Source organism: Vibrio sp. QJM3NY_26, assembly GCF_057786005.1.
In genome coordinates, this window is record NZ_CM173516.1 from 880,206 (window position 1) to 897,748 (window position 17,543).

Genomic DNA, 17,543 nt, shown 5'->3' on the forward strand with positions numbered 1-17,543 from the left:
ATGCTGGTTTTTTATTAGGTACAGCAATGACTTTATTCAACGAACGCGGTAGCGCCATGAGACAAGTATTAAGAACTCGCAACCTTGAAGACGCCCAACTAATGGTTGATGCGTTAAGTTCATTTGTTGAACACAAGAAAGCTCAAGGTGGCAAATAATGAAAAAGCTAACTACATGCTTAGTTGCTTCAGCGTTATTAGCTGGTTGCTCTATTGCCCCAAAAGATAATCTAGACGCCCTTTGTAGAGATAAAGTCATTGAAGTGGCTAGCGACTTCTTTGATGGTGCAGATATCGACTTGCATGGCTCCCCAGTAACTCTACTGAACCACCAGTCAATCTCATACGATGGTATTGAGTATAACTATGACTCCAAACGTAATGGTAAACCTGAAATCTTAAAAAAACCTGTTATCTGTTCGTACAACTATCGCAAGAACACCGTGTCTATTGTGATTGAGAAGAACGGCCGAGCTGGGAACGAGTTTAAGTTGTACAAGAACATTAAGGTGAATGGCTAACATGTTTATCCTTACTAAAGACAACATCATCAAGCTATAAATCCACCACGAGACTTAGCTATACCAACGTAAACACGATACCCAACGATGAAATCCCAACGATGAAATGAAAAATGCCATGCATTGGGAATCACTCTTAAATGCTTGTATGGATAATAAGCACTCCAATCGGGTAATGTGAGACCCAGGCTTTAGCTGCAACTAAAGCTTTCTATGTAGCAGTTCGTTTAAATGCTGGCTCCTCTATCGAGAGACCGATAACAAACATGAACGCTACATAGGACTTCAAGCATAAACCTCGAATAGTCGACTGGGTCTCGAACCCGCATTACGCAAGCATGAGTTAGCTTATTATGAATACCAAAATCAATCAAAGCATCAACGTTGGAGTTGATACTGGCAAAACACAATTAGACATCCACATCAGGCCACTAGATCTATTTTTCTCAGTAGAGAACAATGATAAAGGCATCAAAAAAGCACTCAAAACGATTAAAAGTCACAGTCCTGAACGAATCGTTATTGAAGCTACAGGCCGATTAGAAATGCCTTTTGTTCTTGCATGTGCAGAGGCTCAATTACCAATTGTCAGAGCAAACCCTGTCCACATAAAACGATTCGCTGGTGCTATTGGCCGCAGAGCCAAAAATGATCGTTTAGATGCAGAGTTGATCGCTCACTATGGAGAAGCAATCAAACCAGCTCTTACTGTCATAAAGCCAAGAAACATACGCCTAATGAGTGACTTAGTCATTCGCCGAAACCAGTTGTTATCCATGCAAACAATGGAAAAGAACCGAATCCAGATACTTCCCGCCTCTCTCCATCCGACTATCAAACCAATGCTAACCACGATAAAAAATCAAATCACCAAGTTAGAAGAAAAGCTCGTTAAACTCATTGAAGATAGTCCTGAATACCAGGCTAAAAACACAATATTGCAAAGCGTCCCAGGAATAGGAAACATTGCCGCCGCATCAATAATTAGCAACGTACCTGAACTTGGTTACATCACGAATAAACAAGCGGCATCACTGATTGGTGTCGCTCCAATAACACGCGAAAGTGGGCGCTACAAAGGTAAGCGCGTGATCCAAGGAGGTCGAGCGCAAGTACGCACTGTGTTATATATGGCAATGATGTCAGCCATGCAATGTAATCCTGTTTTTAAAGCGACATATCAGCGACTTTTAGGCGCTGGTAAACCAAAGAAAGTCGCTATTATTGCATGCGTGCGCAAGATGGTTGTGATCTTAAATTCAATGCTCAGAGATGGTGTTCTATGGGATGAAAACAGCGCCAAAAATTAACTATTGACGCCATAGTCGTTTGTTAAGTTTTTATTTCAGTGTGCCCTTTTGCTCTATCTATTTACATCTCTACAATAGCTATCTCTTGATTCCTCAATGAATTTTTTCAAACTTAAGTCATCAAAACGAATAACTTTAGGTGAATCATTAACGCCTACATTCCACGAAGCAATGTTGCCTCTATAAGTTTTGACCAGACGATAGTGACATTCGTGTAAGTCAGCGCTAACAGCGACTTCATCTGTACTTATAATTTTGATATCGACATCATCAAAATACATTCCGGCAGGGACTATCATCGAAGCCATACCATCAAAGTATGCTTCTAAATATTCTTCATTTGTCATCTTAAGCCTTACATAAATTCTTAACGCCGCATTAAGGAATCACTCTTAAATGCTTGTTAGGTTTCTTGACACAATAGACTAATTAAATTGATAACCTAAGAAGTTGACAAACCACACTCTTCATCTTGATTTCAATGCGCTGATTTTAGATAAAACTAAGCGACCTGTTATGTTTCTCACTTTAGTGAAGTGCTATCGATAAACTTCTGCTAGTGTTTGATTAATTTCATTTTTTAAGTACTCGCTGGGGTTTCCTTCATCGGTAAGATAATCACTCGTTTTACAGTTAGGTCGATAACTTAAACTTTGCTTAAATTTAGGGTGAGCGTAACCAATTAATCCCCAAACTGCGTTATCCTTTAAGCTATCAAATTCCTTTTGCAACTCATTAATCAACTCATCATCAATCACTGAAACTTCATAATCAGCACTTGTATCCAATAAGATATCATTTTTGAAATCAAACGTATCAAAGCCATATGAATGAACTCCAATACCTTTTGATAATGGAACAATCTTATGCAAATTAGCCACTGCTTTTATTTTTCCATCTTTTTTATTTATTGATGTAATAATATGCCAAGCGCTACCTTGCCGATTTTCATTACATCCATTTTGGTAGATGAAATGAAAAACACCACCAACTCCTTTTGACTCAAGATCGTACTTATACTCTCCGAGAGATAGTTCATTCAGCCAATGACAAAAAATATAAGGAGAAAAAGCTATAATTTCCTCAGGTGTTCGACCTAGTTTTTCAGATGCATATTCAAAAAAACCTTCCAATTTTTTCTTTATGTTTGTCTGGAACTCATGCTGAACAATATCCTTCCCGCCACCAAAAGGAGCTGCAGATATTTGTTCACAAGAAGAATAATCAAAATGCAATTTACTTGTGGAGGATTCTAAATAGACAAACCGTGGCTTGCCAGTAGAGCGTTCTGATAAAACTAAATCAAATCTAGAATTGGGGTCTGTATCAAACTCATAGCTCAAAACGAATTGCTCAAAAAGAGACCACATCTTGAGTACACTGGCGCCTTTATTTGCATGGACAAATTCTTTTAATGCCCTAATAAAACGTCTGCTTGGCTCTGCGGCACCCGTAATACCGTAAATACATCCAGGAAAAAGAATGCCCGTTTTCAAAGCACTATTTCTCCCTTCTCCGAGGTGATTATACGTTACTCTCATATCAGAAATTATACAATTTAGTCCGGGTTGCTTAAACGCAACTAATAATGTCATATCCTACTCTCCCAAAAATCACCTAACTCAAAACCTAACGCCGCAATAAGCGGACTAAAATAATGTGTAGCGAAGCGAAACCTAACTCACTGTTTTAGTTCCGTTTAATTACCTTGTTGTAGCGCTATAAATCTAAACCTTCCATAGGGCTAATAATTTCATCTTTTATATGTTCAAGATCTGCATTTTTCAGGAAAAAATAAAATGTCGAATCAACAATTTTAAGTTGTCGAGAATTTGAATCATAAGCAATTACAGGGGGGCGAATTCCTTTATTAGATTGCAACTCGGCTAACCCCTTAAGCGCTCTAGTCAGTAACGCCCCATTTAAGCTTTCTTTTCTGTGATGAAATTGCTTTAATCCGTGCAATAAAGCTTCTTTGCTAATTCCACCATTAATTCCATGGAACCCTAAATCTAAAATATACATTACTATGTAATACTGTAAAAAATATGGCATAGGTTTTTCGGTAGATATTGATACACCATTTCCGCATGCCATCGACTCTAGATTTCTTAAATGACGCCCAGAATATTCCTCTGTTTTTGCATCAATTGCTTGGTCATAGAATGAAGTATCTTCTAAAAAAAGTTGTTTACTTGTTTCTTTAATATCCCACTTTTGATGCATGTATTTTTTAACAACTCTTGAAATACGCCCACGCTTCCAAAAGCATTTTCAATACAGTTCATTAAAATTACAGTTGAAAATGTAATGTTTAATGCTTTTTCACCTTTAGTCGCAATTGCTTTAAAATCACTTTCTTCCCAAGGCTCTACTGGTATTTCGTAAATTCTATCCTGTAATTCATCATTAAATTGAGCTAATCTATTAGCTTCTTTCCACACTCCTAGGATTACGAAACGAACCTTTAAATCCTGAAATGTTCTTAAATCAAAGGCAAATGTTCTTTGGAGTTCTTCGGGTAAATAGTGAAAATTTTCTAGTATTACAACTTTCTTGTGACCAACTCTATGAATTAAATCAGCGACATCATCTGGTAATTCTAAGTTAAATTCTATTTCATCATATTGTTCGTCAAGCTTCTGGCTTTTGTCTTTATCAATACCAACTTCAACTTTCCCTTTCATTACCATCGCTACAGCACCTTGAATTGAAGCTTTAGCTTTTACTTTAGTCGTATCACCAGTCCCTTCTGTAAAAGAAGTTTTAAGTACTACCCCTGATTTACGAAGTATCGATTGATAAATATCTTTGAGAGTTGTTCTAGGAGATAAACTAATTAATATATTTTCTTCATACTTTATATATTTTTTTACTAGGGCTGTTTTTCCCTGCTTAGATGAACCATAAACGATAATTTGCTTGTCTGTTCGCAGTGCATCTGTGAATTTCCCATCAACTTGCTCTCTTTCGACATGGCTTTCTACTCTTTTGCCACTTACACCAAATACTTCTTCAACATTCACAGACGATTTTCCTATTAGTTTAAAATTGAAATTTGAACTGCGCTATAACGCCTTAATCACTGAAACTAAAGGCAAACTGATAACGCCGAATGTAGCAAATCGTGTTGATGCATTTGTTAGCACGATTAGCCGAGTAAACCAACTAAACTCGATGCTGCCCCTCCTAAAACACCAGCAACAACTTGATTATCAATAAGTTGCTTCAATATAATTTTAGCTTGTTTCTTATCAGTATCATCTACATCAGAGGCATTAATTTGTTCAATCAAATCTTTGATTCCAACTTCAATATTCTGTGTATTATTATCACCGACTTGAATTCCTGAAGAATTGCTAATATTAATCGTTGTATTTTTTTGGATTGGGGCTTTATTAGAAATTAGTGAATTATCCTTACGCAACTTCAACTTCCAACTAGCAGGAATTGAGTGTAACCCTGGACTATAATTGGTTTCTGTAATTGTATACGTTTCATCCTTACCATTTGGTAAATCTCTAATTAACTTCCAACCTTCTTCAACATCAATTGATTTATCAAAAATAGTCGCAGAAAGGCCACCTTTTGAACCTATAGCCGTTTTATAAGCCTTTGAGCGTTCACCATTCGTATTTTCAATATAAACCGTATCATTTAGCATACGTGAAAATGGATTCATTTTACCTCCTTAACCAACAACAAATAATTTTGTGCTAACGCCGCGTTAAGTAGTGAGCAACATTACCACCTTACTAAACCATTACATCGTAAACACAAAACTCACTTGAATTGAAAATGCCAAGCGTTGCGAATCTGTCTTAAACGCTTTGTATGGATAATAAGCACTCCAATCGGGTAATGTGAGACCCAGGCTTTAGCTGCAACTAAAGCTTTCTATGTAGCAGTTCGTTTAAACGCTGGCTCCTCTATCGAGAGACCGATAACAAACATGAACGCTACATAGGACTTCAAGCATAAACCTCGAATAGTCGACTGGGTCTCGAACCCGCATTACGCAAGCATGAGTTAGCTTATTATGAATACCAAAATCAATCAAAGCATCAACGTTGGAGTTGATACCGGAAAAACACAATTAGACATCCACATCAGGCCACTAGATCTATTTTTCTCAGTAGAGAACAATGATAAAGGCATCAAGAAAGCACTCAAAACGATTAAAAGTCATAATCCTGAACGTATAGTTATTGAAGCAACAGGCCGATTAGAAATGCCTTTTGTTCTTGCATGTGCAGAGGCTAAATTACCTATTGTCAGAGCAAACCCTGTCCACATAAAACGATTCGCTGGAGCTATTGGCCGCAGAGCCAAAAATGATCGTTTAGATGCAGAGTTGATCGCTCACTATGGAGAAGCAATCAAACCAGTTCTTACTGTCATAAAGCCAAAAAACATTCGCCTAATGAGTGACTTAGTCACTCGCCGAAACCAGTTGTTATCCATGCAAACAATGGAAAAGAACCGAATCCAGATACTTCCCGCTTCTCTCCATCCGACTATCAAACCGGTGCTAACCACGATAAAAAATCAAATCACCAAGTTAGAAGAAAAGCTCGTTAAACTCATTGAAGATAGCCCTGAATACCAGGCTAAAAACACAATATTGCAGAGCGTTCCAGGAATAGGAAACATTGCCGCAGCATCAATCATTAGCAACGTACCTGAACTTGGCTACATCACAAATAAACAAGCGGCATCACTGATTGGTGTCGCTCCAATAACACGCGAAAGTGGGCGCTACAAAGGTAAGCGCGTGATCCAAGGCGGTCGAGCGCAAGTACGCACAGTGTTATATATGGCAATGATGTCAGCCATGCAATGTAACCCCGTATTCAAAGCAACTTATGCTCGACTTGTAGCTGCAGGAAAGCCTAAGAAAGTCGCAATAATCGCGTGTGTTCGAAAGATGGTTGTGACCCTTAACTCTATGCTGAGAGATGGCGCCATGTGGGATGAAAACACAGCCAAAAATTAATCATTGACGCCATAGTCGTTTGTTAGTTGCGTTCTAGCCACGTTTTCGGAACAGAAAACACATTCAGTTCATAAGATTTAGGTTTATACACCTGATTTTCTTCGGCAAGATAAGCCACTGCAACATCACAGGCTAAAATAGACGTAATTTGCTCCATACAAATTAGCTGTGATTTAGATATGCGGTCTGATTGTTTCTTAACTTCGACGAACAAAACTGAACCGTCATCTTTATATAGAAACAAATCAGGCTCTCCTGAAGTTAAGTCCTCTCTTAAAGACTTGAACATTGCCAACCTAATAGGGTCAATATACTTGGCGATCATTGCACGCCCTTGAACATACTTATCATTATTTAGTTCCCAGTCACCCAACGCGTAAAATGCTGTACCCTGCCAACCTTGTTCAAGATATTTTTTTAAAGCGTAGTACTCTCCAAAATGATAATTAGGTTGGTTATAAACATCTTTCGGTACGAACAATGAATCTGGAATCCAATCTTTATCACCTTCTTTCCATGCATCTAACAGCGCTTTGGGATATGTGAATACGGTTTCTTTTAGTACCAACTTCATCAGATTTCCTTCTAGCAACTAACATTCTAATATCGTGCCAATACGAGTTGGTGCATTCAGAACACCTAAAGAACCACGCCTAACCAATTGAAAAATATACATATAATTTATTTTAGATCTAATCTATAGTTGAAAAGCGTGCAAGCACAAACTGTTCCCGATTCGAGGCATGTTATCAATCAAAAACCTCCCTTTAGTTCTCTACTATTCAATAGCTTAGAAATAGTTGAACAACATAACCGGCCATACCTATAAAGTGCGGTGCACTTTATGGTGAATCTTACTCTTATTAACCAATTTAGGTCAAGGTAATTGGTAAGAAAAAAGCATATCTAGAAGATGTAAATTCGGTCTAACGTTGGCTACGAGAGCGTGTAGGTCGCGTATCCGATACACTTGAAAACACACTATTCAGTCTCATTCTTCAGCGCTTTTATTTTGTTTATTAGCCCATCTAGCCCTTTGCGGGATGGAGTGATAGGTCCGCACGCTTTAACTGCTGCTCAGTTTGAGTAGATTTGGCCATGATTCGACATATTAAGAAATGATATCTACGCTGGATCAAAGATATAAATGGGGTCAGGTCCCTTTTTTGCTCTGACACGAAAGGGGCATTTATAATGCTAAGGATTAGCAACTGTCTCGACAAGTAATCACAAATTCTAGACTCTGACTAAAGCTGATTTTCGGTATTTACTGGTGACATCGCAACTTGCGATGCGCAGGTTGCGATGTTAGTTAATGCCTTGTTTTAAAATGGATACTCGATCTATTCAGGCTCATTTCTTCCGAACCCTCCAGTAACAAATAACATTTCAAAAGGCCCTCCACAGTACATAATGCCATGGAAGGCTTTTCATCTTAGCGTTAGGTTAGATGTTGTCAGATAAGAACTGAATGACTCTGTCGCTGGCATCTTTACTATCTGGACAGTGACCAAATTCATCAGATATATAGACTTCTCCCTTGCTAGATAGTGCAGCGGTTTTCTTCACATCATCTGGCATCGCAACAGGGTCTTTTTTTGTGTTGATAGCAAGAAGAGGCACATCAATTCTCGCCTTTCCATCAAACAGCCCTTTGTTGTTGAGAGAAAACTGAGGAGCCATCAGTTCGAAGTAAGACATATCTGAAACATCGCCACCAATTCTCGCAATGAAAGAATCTGATGACATTCGAGGGATAAACTTAAGTGTTTCAGTTTTGCCGATTGGTCCATCGACTAATGCGCATCGAGCAACAACGGCCTTTAAGCCTTCCTGATTAAGCGCAAAATCCAAAAGAGATGGGCCAGCGCCAGAGGAGCCTAAAACTCCGATACGAGTGCTATCCACAATTTTATTTGAACTAAGGAAGTTAAATGCCGCGACATGGGAAGCCCGCTCATAACCAACTTCTATATGGTTTTTATAATCTAGGCCTGCACCTGGGATATCAAACGTTAATACGGCATAGCCTTTGTCGATTAACGGTTTAATACTGTGTTTGTGTTCGATTAGTGTTTTATCAACGCCGCCCGACCACATTATTGCAGGCAAGTTATTGGACCTTGTCGTTGGAAGGTGTAAAAGACCAACGATGCTTCGTCCGTCCTCTCTCTTCATCATAACCTTGTGCACCTTTTCACCGCGCATTGCTGCAGCTGTTAGGTACATTTCGACCGCTTTTTCCATTGCGACAATTTCATTAGGGCGTTGAAGGTTTGGGTAAGCAGCAACCAGATAAGCCGTTGATGCTCGATCGTAACTCTCCGCTAGATTATCCAGACGAGCTTGAACCTCAATGGCTTCTGCCGACTGGGTAAATTCGTAAGTCCAGAAACCTTGTCTATTCTCATTGTTACTGTCTAGCAATCCATCTGCTGTGTTCGATTTAAGACGCTTCACAGTAGACGTAAAATCGGCCTTTTCTAATCCCATTTTTTCCCATTCATCAACACGAAGAGAGCGGTAAAAGTGGTCTTGGTTTTGCGATAAATCCGACTTAAAAGCGGTATGTGCTGTCATATTGTCATCTTCCGCAAACACCGGTGCCGCTGCCGCGCAAGAGATAAGGCTAGCGAGTAGAAGTTTCTTCATATCGATCTCCTAGAACTTATATGTCGCGCCAACACCAATAATGAGCTCAGACTTCTCGTAAAACTCGATGTTTGATGTTGTCACGTCGTAGCCTGCAAGCGCGTTGAATGAAACATTCTCCCAGCCCATTAATTTGTCAAACTCGTATGCAGTAAAAGCCCCAATTTTACGGTCTTTTTGTTTTTTATTAAAAAAGGCGTGCGTACCATCGAAGCTGACTGAACTGTATTTTCCTGATAGAGCGAAAGCGTGGCGACCATAGAATGCTTTGTACGTTAGCTCAGTGCCAAACTCGGTATTAGACATCGCGTCACCATCGGCAGAGAATGTTTTATACAATAGAGAAGGTTCAAGGATCGAATTGGAACTTAACTGATGAGTGTATGAAATCTTTGAATAGATGCCATCGCCATTTCTATCCAAGGATTTAATGGCTGAGCCAGTTTGGAAAGAACCTGAACTTTCTTCATCAAGTTCAATTGTGTAATAGGCAAAGTCCGCAGAAAAATTTGAATCTAAAATGTTGTCGTACTTTGCGCGATAAGCACTACTTGAGAAATCGGTCACCTCGCGGTCATCACCAACAATAAATGGGTCTGCCCATGTTTCGCCACCTAAAGATGGTAGATAAGAAAATGCAATAGATGAGTTTTCACCAAAGCCGTGCTTGTAGCCTAGCTCTAAAACGAAATCACCGACTGCCACATCTTCTCTAGATGTACCAGCAAACACTTGGTGATTGTTGTCCAAACCGAATGTGTAACGAATTTGCCCAAGAGGAGCGGCAGCCAACCCCGACTCCGATTCCCCTTTGGTATTCAAGTCGCCCGTTTTTTTCTTTGTATCGGTATTGAAGTTTGATGTTTCAGAGGTCATTCCAATTAGACCTGACACCTCGCCACTGAATCCAGATTCACCAAGCTCGTTTGCGTTAACCGCAAAAGATACTGACAGTGCAATAGCCGTCAAAATTAGTTTTTTCATACGTTCTTTTCTATCCCCTTCAAAGTAAAGTGCAATGCATTTTAAGTTGGTAATGATAGGCAACGTGTTGTGAAAAATAAGTGAAATTAAGCGCATCTGATGACTCATTAAAAGTGACATCACCATAAAAATGTCCATCGCAACTTTTCGGATAAAAGGCACCTAGTTAACTGCGTTATATCAAAACAACCTCCATTGTCCCCATAAGTGGGCAGTTATGTTTCTATTGCTTCTTCGGTTTAGTTGTCTAACTGTTGAGGCCAATTAGGCAACTTTCATTCTGACTAACCTCGTACTTCCAGTTGAGACAGCTAATACGACTAAGCATTTTTCTTGACTTAGGTTGTCTCGATTTACCATTTTTCCCCTCTGGGGTTTTTATTTAGTTGCTTGTTTTTTAAATACGCCTTGCTCTAAAAAAAACATTATTATAAGGTGCAATGCACTTTATGTTGATGGGGATTATAGTTGAACGAGCTTAATGAATTATTGGAATCACTGAAGCCCTTCAATACAGGAACCTCTGAAGCGCACGAAGAATTTCGGGCAAACAGAGTACTTTCACCGGAGGAACTCCTGTGTTTGATTTATCACGATTTGAAATCTTGGACTAAGGTCGAGCCTAATTCGGCCTCTGAAAAGTTACGAGATGCGCTTTACGTGCAGCTTAAACAAGCGCTTCCCGGTATTGAAAAAACTGAAAAGCCTAAAGATGTTGATATTGGTTGGATAATACAAGAGCACATCTGCGCAGAAACGGAAGATTACTCTTTTGGTGTTTACGAAGAGCCTGCTCTACTGCGTGTTCTTGTTCAACCGGGTCAGCCGATCCTCCCTTGTTTGGAAGATGAAGATGAAGATGAAGATGAAGCTGTAGATTGCCAAACAGAGACAGAGCGATTGATGTCTAATTGCCCAGCTTTTGATCTAACGGATTCCAACAATAACGTTGAGCAGTGCTTATTGACGTTCTTTGATTATTACGCCTCGGCGCCGAAGGGAACCTTTCACTTAGGCTCCAAGCTCATCGATGATGTGGAACATTACATTACCGGTGACCTGGGGGGAGGGCGTTTATTCACTACGCCAGATGGTGAAGGTGGAATATCTGACAGTGGTGTGGTTATTGCGACCTTGATCATGTTTGATTTAGCCAAGCTCACAGGCGTGAGTGTGGTTGACAGTGATGATGCCTGCTCGTTTGAATGTATAGAGACCGAAGTAGGCAGTTACTACGAATGCACAACTATTGGTGATATAGCGTGCATATTGAATGACGTAAAATACAGAGTAATGAAAAATGATGAAAACGACCGCAGATGTTAAGCAAACAGGTCATTGCCTATTTAGCATCCCACATGACGATACCTATCAGTTGGAGTACCCATACTTTGTTGACTTCTTCGCCAACAAGTCAAACATAGGCTTACCAGAGTTAATTGTTGGCAGCAACATGGTTTATGGATGGATGCCAACCATACTGAAAATCAAGTCAACTAATTTTGAACCTGCACTTAAGGCTTTGAATAAAGCAAAAGGTGGAGAAGTTCTAACTGATGAGGACTTCAAAGCCATTGTTGCGGTTGTAAACAACTCTTTAGTTGGTACTTCTAAGTTACTGCACTTCGTAAATCCCGCCATTTATCCGATATGGGATAGTCGTGTCAGCCTTTGGCTTTTAGGCTCTAAAAGTAGCTCTCAACTTAACAGTATTCCCAATTACCGGAGTTACATGAGTTTGTGTGAACAATTGACTCGTGATGATGAATTCGTGAAATTAACCAGTCAGTTTGAACAACATATTGGTTATGCCGTTACGCCTGTTCGTGTTGCTGAGTTAATCATGTTTACCTCTGGCAGAGTGTAGGCGGCACTTTTTTGCGTGTCTGGACTTTAGACGCTGTTTGCGACAATTTTCCGAGTATTCAAGGGGAAGATGTCAGAGACGATTGAATCTAAGCTTTCAAAAGGGAAGGCTTAGATCTCTTGGGAAACTGAACCGCTGGCGACGTTTGATGACCAGAACCAATACGCAAAAGTCTCTCGTAGCAGCGACAAGCGAGGACTTATGGTTGAGCTAAGTCGATTGCCTGTCGAGGTGTACGATGAAATCGTCCAATTTGTCTAAGTTTTATGGGTTGTGCCATTAAGTGAGATTTTACAGACGACGAGATGATGCAACAGAACCTATTACAATAAATATACATATAAATGCTTATAATTGGTTGGCTTTTTCATAATCTATTGCTTAGTGGTCATGAACATTTAACCATCGTACTAACCAATTTTTCCTTCAATCACTTTATGTCGAAATAAATTTGAGTCAACGAAAATAAGTTTGACCATTTATGGTTTAAGGGTTTATTATCGCCCTTAAATAAAGTGCAGTGCACTTTATTTAAATCTGGCACGATATAAGCCATTTTAACTAATAAAAAATAGTGAATGAAAATATCTATCGGCGGGGTCAAGAAACGTTTTTGTGCTATTGCGACCTATTAGATTCCGTTTGGGTTTGCTCTATCTGGCAGTAATTACATTCCATTACAAGTGGTTACATGAAAGTCGTGCTAGATGAACAGCAGTGAATAACTATTAATTCAACTAGAAACTATTGGAATACACACGGTAAAACGAGAAGAAAAGCAATGTTAAGACTCACTCGAAAGGTTGGCCAATCTCTAACCATCACTGACGAAAACGGCACAATCGTAATGGAAGTAACAGTGTGCAAGATGAGCAGTGGACAGGTTGGCCTTGGTATCAGCAGTGACTGCGAAAAAAGCAAGATCTATCGCACCGAAACCATGACGTCAGAACAAACGGAAGCATTAAATAATAACGCTTTCCCCAATAGAGACTCCGGCCCTTTGGCTATTAAATCAAAGAGATGAAAAATGAAAAAGCGACTTATCGCACTTGCCATTATGGCGCCAATGTCTGCTAATGCTGGCGCACCAGCAAACGCAGGTAAAACATTCGCTCAAATAACAGCCTGTCACTTGGCTGGAGAGCTTGATGGCGGTGAAAAAGCTGGAGCTAACTTTGCAGTTATTGAAAAGTACAAAGTTGGTAAAAAAGGCGAGTGGTGGAAAAACCAAATGAAAAAGGCTCAAAAGAAGGAATTTCGCCGCTTGGATGACACCAACAAGTTAGAGCTAGCGATTATGTGCGGCATCATCAGGGATAAGTACCTTTAATGACACTATATGAATGCCTATTAGCGCTAAACATGACAGTGGGCGTAATCGTTATCTTATCTATTGTAGCGCTTTACCGATTTATCAAATTAAACATTGAGAACAACAACAGACACTAGAATGGAAAAAGCGCTTATGTGAGTTGCAACAATTCCTTAAGTGGCCGGTAACTCCTTTTTTATTTGGCTATTTAAAGTGCAGCGAACCTTAAGTTGGGGTTTATGTAAAAATAACCGTATTTATCACTAGCGCTTTATCTATTCCAATCTCAACAGAGAGTTATCTGGTTAGTGGCAGTCACAAGAACGCAGACGTGAGCACGGTTAGCTTCGATGTCGACGACTGCTGGTAACAACAACAGGATGGTAAGGGAACACCATTCACCAAAATTATTATCAAGTTGGCAAGTTCACAAATGAAAAAACTAACAGTCGCAATCACCGTTCCTTTTCTTTGCCTGGTAGCAAGCCAAGTAAATGCAAAATCTAACAAAGGTGTGAGCATCTATGACGACACTTACGTCATGCAGACGTACACCACGGATATAAACCAAGCAGTTTATGACGAGGCCTATGGTAGCGATATGGATGAGCTTAAGGAAATGGAGATCAAATACCAATTCTCACTATCTATACCTGTAGTGCAACTAAAGTACAGTTCGCTAATGGCTAGCTATACACAATTGTCATTATGGCAACTTGGTAACAAAGAAGCTTCAGCACCGTTTCGTGAAACCAATTACAAGCCCCAACTATTCATGATGCACCAGGGGAACTACGGTCCATTCAATAGCATCGAGTATGGATACCGCCACCAATCCAACGGCAAGGATGAGGGTACAAGCCGCTCCTGGGATATGGGTTTCTTAGCTCTAGAGCTAGTGAATACAAAGCTCGAATACGGATTACAAGGTTGGTATGCGGCAAGTCTTAGTGATAACCCGGATATTAAAGACTTTATACCTCCCTATGAGGTTTGGGCGAAATACCACTCAGGCATTGGCTACATAAAGATCAAGTCGGCGTACAACTTCACTACTGATAAGGGCCATGTTGAATTGGGGTACACACTTCCTCTTAACAAGTTCATTGGCCTATATGCGCAAGTGTTCGAAGGTTATGGCGAGTCGCTTATCGATTACAACCACCGTCAAACAAGAATTGGATTAGGTGTGACCATAGCGCCGGATCTCAAGATTTTGTAAACACACAAAGTAACGGAATGGCTTCACCCCACTATGGTCGATAGACCAAGCAATTGACTACTTACAGAACGGGAAGATCCACGAGTTTGTATCCAACCGTGACGACCAAAGGTTTGAGAAACGTTGAGCATTGAACGAATACACCGAAATTGGTGGGAGCGCATTCTTTTGACTGCGAAATTTAAAAACTCCCAAACGGGGGAAGTAATAAGGATTTGGCGCTTTTGAAATTAAATATCCATAAACCGAGCATTCAGCAAGACATTAAGAACGCAACCAGCTTTATGAACGGCGCTCTTAAAAATCAAGGCTTAACAGCGAGGGTTAACGGGCAAAGCCAGATTGAGGTTAAGACCAACAACGGCGTAGTTCTGAAGCGCATCGAGGGCGCGGAAGTGGCTAAGAAAATGAATGGGGTTAACATTTATGTTTAAACAAAAAAATAATGGCTTCACGTTAATCGAATTGATTGTAGTAATCGTAGTTCTTGCAGTGCTAGCCGTGTCAGCTCTGCCGCGCTTTCTAAATATTCAAGATGACGCGAAAGTCGCTGTCATGGATGGCGTTAAAGGTTCATTGAGTGGTGGAGTAAGCATAGCTTATGGAAAATTGGCAGCGAATGGACTAGAAACCAAAACTTATACAGGACAGCCAAGTGGTCTCGATCCAAACTATCCAGACCTAACTGATATATTCCCCGACTGCACTACCGCTAACTGTGCATTTTATCGTGGCTACCCAAGTGCGAGGCGGGAGTCTCTCGCTATTGTGATTGGTGGTGTTGGTGAGGGTGAAGACTTGAATTTTGCTGACCTCGATAAACAGTTCGTCAACATCGATGGTAAGTTAGCAATGCAGATAGCGATAACTGATGCCAAAAACATCAATGACAATAAGTTGGTTGATGGAAGCTGTCACGTGCTGTATGCGATGTGGCTTAATGCTAATGAGCCACCAATAATCGAATTGGTGGGGTGCGAGTAATGTACTTGTTGTGATATGTCACTATTTTTACTAGTAAAAATGTACAAAAAGAAGATGCTGTCTACTTTTTATTAAAAAACAATGAATTAATGGTCATTGTCCATTATCATCATTTTTTACGTACCGTTGCACAATGATAAAGTAACCCAAATTAAGCGTTAATCATGAAACAAAAAGTCGATATAAGCATCAAATCCATTTCTGATAAAATTCGATATAAAATCGTAGATTATGGTTCTATATGGGTAATATCGACTCAAGTATTACTGTGTTCTGCCGTTGGTTATTATGTTGTAATTGATCCTCGTAGTGTGTCGCCTGAGCACTTTTCAAGTTTAGTGTTGAGCTTGCTACTGTTACTTTGCGCCTGTTTGTCTATCTTCTTTTCAAAAAAAATGAAGTCTCGCTATCCGCTGTTAGGAGCTGCGGCATTATTTATCAGCGTTAGTTCGATTCTGTTAGCTAATATTGTAACTATTGCATATTTTTCACCTGACGATGGAAAGAAAATACTACTCATATCTTTTCTTATTATGTTAATGAGCTGGAATTCCAGTCGGTATGTACTTGCCATTGGCACGTTACCGATTGTCACTTTCTATATCTATTTAACATCAATGACCCCAAAGGTTGAATTGATAGATATCGTAATAAGTGGCATAAAATTCCCTATTTTATTGGTTGTGTTTTACGCGACAATTGGGAAGTTATTTGAGTTTGTAGAAGAAAAGTTTCTAGAAAAAGTATCTAAAATACAGAGGCTTGAAAGAAACTCACATTTAGATGAACTTACTAGGGTTAAGAACAGGAAAGGGTTTAACTCAGAGCTCAAAAAGGCCATTGATAATGCGAGAAGATCTCATTCTGAGCTATCTATAGCGATCATAGATATTGATTTTTTTAAGCAATACAACGATTCGAAGGGGCATCCAGCAGGGGACTTATGTCTTAAGAACGTCGCTGCAATTTTACGCTCTCAGTGTCAACGCTCTATTGATAACGTATGCAGGATTGGCGGTGAAGAGTTTGCCCTCATTATGCCTGTGACATCGGCCAACCAAGCAATATGCGTTGTTCAAAACATTCAAATGGCACTTGCAAAAACTTGCATTAAGCACCCCAAATCATCTATATCAGATCACGTTACCGTCAGTGTTGGCATTGCGGAATTCGGGCCGAAAGATGATTTTGAATCGATCTACCAACGAGCGGATAAAGCTATGTATAAGGCAAAAGTTGCTGGGCGAGATCAGTATGTTGTTTGCTTGGAAGAGTGCATACTTTGCCGTTCAAATACGCAATTGAAAACGGTAGATATAACAACGTGAAATCAAGTATTAGAAAAACCGCCCTTAAGATTGGAAGGCTCCACACTCAACGATTATAACGGACAATTGTATATAGGTAAGACTATTGACCGATACTACAGCCATCGGAACAACGTATAAAATGTTTGTTGAGTTTATTACTTTAATTATGCCCTTACGATCCTATTGAACAAGTTTTTATCCGCAACTCCCTGTCGCCCCTTACGCAAACACACTAGACAATACGAAAGAATCATCGGCTGTCATCAAATATTCTGAAGAGTACGTTCAATCGGCTCTAACTTACATCTTCTTCAATCCTTACCAAGCTGGAGCGTTAATCCGGATTACGACAGCTAGACTTCAATACCTAGTACATCTGACGG

General features: G+C 39.8%; 21 protein-coding genes. 13 read left to right on the forward strand and 8 right to left on the reverse strand.

The features are described 5' to 3' along the window. The first annotated feature begins 26 nt into the window (after nt 1–26). The 3 genes from AC3CH4_RS19205 to AC3CH4_RS19215 all read left to right on the forward strand — a co-directional run bounded on the left by AC3CH4_RS19205 (nt 27) and on the right by AC3CH4_RS19215 (nt 1,830). A complete protein-coding gene (locus AC3CH4_RS19205) occupies nt 27–158 on the forward strand; it encodes a hypothetical protein (protein ID WP_261378583.1) in 132 nt (43 codons plus the stop codon). Further along, complete coding sequence (locus AC3CH4_RS19210; protein ID WP_488544299.1) at nt 158–520, forward strand: hypothetical protein; 363 nt, start codon at nt 158–160, stop codon at nt 518–520. The genes AC3CH4_RS19205 and AC3CH4_RS19210 overlap by 1 nt, the downstream gene beginning before the upstream one ends. Before the next feature lie 353 nt (nt 521–873). After that, nucleotides 874–1,830 (forward strand): IS110 family RNA-guided transposase, encoded by a 957-nt coding sequence (locus AC3CH4_RS19215; RefSeq protein WP_192854760.1) that lies wholly within the window; start codon nt 874–876, stop codon nt 1,828–1,830. Between the two features lie 53 nt (nt 1,831–1,883). Here the strand turns inward: AC3CH4_RS19215 and AC3CH4_RS19220 are convergent, their stop codons facing one another. From AC3CH4_RS19220 to AC3CH4_RS19240, 5 genes are all read right to left on the reverse strand, one after another. Further along, complete coding sequence (locus tag AC3CH4_RS19220; protein WP_488544300.1) at nt 1,884–2,177, reverse strand: hypothetical protein; 294 nt, start codon at nt 2,175–2,177, stop codon at nt 1,884–1,886. A gap of 192 nt (nt 2,178–2,369) precedes the next feature. After that, complete coding sequence (locus AC3CH4_RS19225) at nt 2,370–3,425, reverse strand: hypothetical protein (protein WP_488544301.1); 1,056 nt, start codon at nt 3,423–3,425, stop codon at nt 2,370–2,372. Nucleotides 3,426–3,549: 124 nt separating this feature from the next. Beyond that, the gene (locus tag AC3CH4_RS19230) at nt 3,550–4,056 is read right to left on the reverse strand and encodes a hypothetical protein (protein ID WP_488544302.1); all 507 of its coding nucleotides are present in this window, start codon (nt 4,054–4,056) and stop codon (nt 3,550–3,552) included. Then, on the reverse strand, nt 4,008–4,856 hold the full coding sequence (locus AC3CH4_RS19235) for a P-loop NTPase family protein (protein ID WP_488544303.1): 849 nt from the start codon (nt 4,854–4,856) through the stop codon (nt 4,008–4,010). The genes AC3CH4_RS19230 and AC3CH4_RS19235 overlap by 49 nt, the downstream gene beginning before the upstream one ends. 125 nt (nt 4,857–4,981) lie before the next feature. After that, nucleotides 4,982–5,512: an RIP homotypic interaction motif-containing protein gene (locus tag AC3CH4_RS19240; protein WP_488544304.1), complete on the reverse strand. Its 531-nt coding sequence runs from the start codon at nt 5,510–5,512 to the stop codon at nt 4,982–4,984. A 357-nt stretch (nt 5,513–5,869) separates the two neighbouring features. Between AC3CH4_RS19240 and AC3CH4_RS19245 the strand changes: the two genes are divergently transcribed. Beyond that, complete coding sequence (locus AC3CH4_RS19245) at nt 5,870–6,826, forward strand: IS110 family RNA-guided transposase (RefSeq protein WP_488543432.1); 957 nt, start codon at nt 5,870–5,872, stop codon at nt 6,824–6,826. Nucleotides 6,827–6,848: 22 nt separating this feature from the next. On the opposite strand, the gene AC3CH4_RS19250 is transcribed toward AC3CH4_RS19245, so the two are convergent. The 3 genes from AC3CH4_RS19250 to AC3CH4_RS19260 all read right to left on the reverse strand — a co-directional run bounded on the left by AC3CH4_RS19250 (nt 6,849) and on the right by AC3CH4_RS19260 (nt 10,462). Then, nucleotides 6,849–7,400 (reverse strand): VRR-NUC domain-containing protein, encoded by a 552-nt coding sequence (locus tag AC3CH4_RS19250; RefSeq protein ID WP_488544305.1) that lies wholly within the window; start codon nt 7,398–7,400, stop codon nt 6,849–6,851. Nucleotides 7,401–8,272: 872 nt separating this feature from the next. Further along, nucleotides 8,273–9,478 (reverse strand): alpha/beta hydrolase, encoded by a 1,206-nt coding sequence (locus AC3CH4_RS19255; RefSeq protein WP_488544306.1) that lies wholly within the window; start codon nt 9,476–9,478, stop codon nt 8,273–8,275. 9 nt (nt 9,479–9,487) lie between these two features. Further along, nucleotides 9,488–10,462 (reverse strand): DUF2860 domain-containing protein, encoded by a 975-nt coding sequence (locus AC3CH4_RS19260; protein WP_488544307.1) that lies wholly within the window; start codon nt 10,460–10,462, stop codon nt 9,488–9,490. 582 nt (nt 10,463–11,044) lie between these two features. Between AC3CH4_RS19260 and AC3CH4_RS19265 the strand changes: the two genes are divergently transcribed. The 9 genes from AC3CH4_RS19265 to AC3CH4_RS19305 all read left to right on the forward strand — a co-directional run bounded on the left by AC3CH4_RS19265 (nt 11,045) and on the right by AC3CH4_RS19305 (nt 17,178). Continuing rightward, nucleotides 11,045–11,788 carry a hypothetical protein gene (locus AC3CH4_RS19265; protein WP_488544308.1) on the forward strand — a complete coding sequence of 248 codons (744 nt, stop codon included), beginning with the start codon at nt 11,045–11,047 and terminating at the stop codon, nt 11,786–11,788. Beyond that, the gene (locus AC3CH4_RS19270) at nt 11,766–12,329 is read left to right on the forward strand and encodes a hypothetical protein (RefSeq protein ID WP_488544309.1); all 564 of its coding nucleotides are present in this window, start codon (nt 11,766–11,768) and stop codon (nt 12,327–12,329) included. The genes AC3CH4_RS19265 and AC3CH4_RS19270 overlap by 23 nt, the downstream gene beginning before the upstream one ends. Nucleotides 12,330–12,443: 114 nt before the next feature. Beyond that, nucleotides 12,444–12,590 (forward strand): ParB family protein, encoded by a 147-nt coding sequence (locus AC3CH4_RS19275; RefSeq protein ID WP_488544360.1) that lies wholly within the window; start codon nt 12,444–12,446, stop codon nt 12,588–12,590. A gap of 520 nt (nt 12,591–13,110) precedes the next feature. After that, the gene (locus tag AC3CH4_RS19280; protein WP_488544310.1) at nt 13,111–13,356 is read left to right on the forward strand and encodes a carbon storage regulator; all 246 of its coding nucleotides are present in this window, start codon (nt 13,111–13,113) and stop codon (nt 13,354–13,356) included. Between the two features lie 3 nt (nt 13,357–13,359). Beyond that, nucleotides 13,360–13,662 (forward strand): hypothetical protein, encoded by a 303-nt coding sequence (locus tag AC3CH4_RS19285; protein WP_488544311.1) that lies wholly within the window; start codon nt 13,360–13,362, stop codon nt 13,660–13,662. Between the two features lie 415 nt (nt 13,663–14,077). Continuing rightward, nucleotides 14,078–14,866, forward strand: coding sequence for a phospholipase A (locus AC3CH4_RS19290; protein ID WP_488544312.1), 789 nt, complete (start codon nt 14,078–14,080; stop codon nt 14,864–14,866). Nucleotides 14,867–15,090: 224 nt separating this feature from the next. After that, the gene (locus tag AC3CH4_RS19295; RefSeq protein ID WP_114635717.1) at nt 15,091–15,300 is read left to right on the forward strand and encodes a hypothetical protein; all 210 of its coding nucleotides are present in this window, start codon (nt 15,091–15,093) and stop codon (nt 15,298–15,300) included. Then, on the forward strand, nt 15,293–15,850 hold the full coding sequence (locus AC3CH4_RS19300; protein WP_488544313.1) for a prepilin-type N-terminal cleavage/methylation domain-containing protein: 558 nt from the start codon (nt 15,293–15,295) through the stop codon (nt 15,848–15,850). Before AC3CH4_RS19295 ends, AC3CH4_RS19300 begins: the two co-directional genes overlap by 8 nt. Nucleotides 15,851–16,014: 164 nt before the next feature. Next, nucleotides 16,015–17,178: a GGDEF domain-containing protein gene (locus AC3CH4_RS19305; protein ID WP_488544314.1), complete on the forward strand. Its 1,164-nt coding sequence runs from the start codon at nt 16,015–16,017 to the stop codon at nt 17,176–17,178. Nucleotides 17,179–17,543 lie beyond the last annotated feature (365 nt).

Bases quoted from the DNA above. Each gene is read 5' to 3' on its own strand.
- AC3CH4_RS19280 (WP_488544310.1), top strand. From the start codon at position 13,111: ATGTTAAGACTCACTCGAAAGGTTGGCCAATCTCTAACCATCACTGAC.
- AC3CH4_RS19220 (WP_488544300.1), bottom strand. From the start codon at position 2,177: ATGACAAATGAAGAATATTTAGAAGCATACTTTGATGGTATGGCTTCG.
- AC3CH4_RS19300 (WP_488544313.1), top strand. From the start codon at position 15,293: ATGTTTAAACAAAAAAATAATGGCTTCACGTTAATCGAATTGATTGTA.
- AC3CH4_RS19245 (WP_488543432.1), top strand. From the start codon at position 5,870: ATGAATACCAAAATCAATCAAAGCATCAACGTTGGAGTTGATACCGGA.
- AC3CH4_RS19225 (WP_488544301.1), bottom strand. From the start codon at position 3,425: ATGACATTATTAGTTGCGTTTAAGCAACCCGGACTAAATTGTATAATT.
- AC3CH4_RS19290 (WP_488544312.1), top strand. From the start codon at position 14,078: ATGAAAAAACTAACAGTCGCAATCACCGTTCCTTTTCTTTGCCTGGTA.
- AC3CH4_RS19305 (WP_488544314.1), top strand. From the start codon at position 16,015: ATGAAACAAAAAGTCGATATAAGCATCAAATCCATTTCTGATAAAATT.
- AC3CH4_RS19270 (WP_488544309.1), top strand. From the start codon at position 11,766: ATGAAAACGACCGCAGATGTTAAGCAAACAGGTCATTGCCTATTTAGC.
- AC3CH4_RS19285 (WP_488544311.1), top strand. From the start codon at position 13,360: ATGAAAAAGCGACTTATCGCACTTGCCATTATGGCGCCAATGTCTGCT.
- AC3CH4_RS19240 (WP_488544304.1), bottom strand. From the start codon at position 5,512: ATGAATCCATTTTCACGTATGCTAAATGATACGGTTTATATTGAAAAT.
- AC3CH4_RS19210 (WP_488544299.1), top strand. From the start codon at position 158: ATGAAAAAGCTAACTACATGCTTAGTTGCTTCAGCGTTATTAGCTGGT.
- AC3CH4_RS19260 (WP_488544307.1), bottom strand. From the start codon at position 10,462: ATGAAAAAACTAATTTTGACGGCTATTGCACTGTCAGTATCTTTTGCG.
- AC3CH4_RS19255 (WP_488544306.1), bottom strand. From the start codon at position 9,478: ATGAAGAAACTTCTACTCGCTAGCCTTATCTCTTGCGCGGCAGCGGCA.
- AC3CH4_RS19215 (WP_192854760.1), top strand. From the start codon at position 874: ATGAATACCAAAATCAATCAAAGCATCAACGTTGGAGTTGATACTGGC.
- AC3CH4_RS19230 (WP_488544302.1), bottom strand. From the start codon at position 4,056: ATGCATCAAAAGTGGGATATTAAAGAAACAAGTAAACAACTTTTTTTA.
- AC3CH4_RS19250 (WP_488544305.1), bottom strand. From the start codon at position 7,400: ATGAAGTTGGTACTAAAAGAAACCGTATTCACATATCCCAAAGCGCTG.
- AC3CH4_RS19205 (WP_261378583.1), top strand. From the start codon at position 27: ATGACTTTATTCAACGAACGCGGTAGCGCCATGAGACAAGTATTAAGA.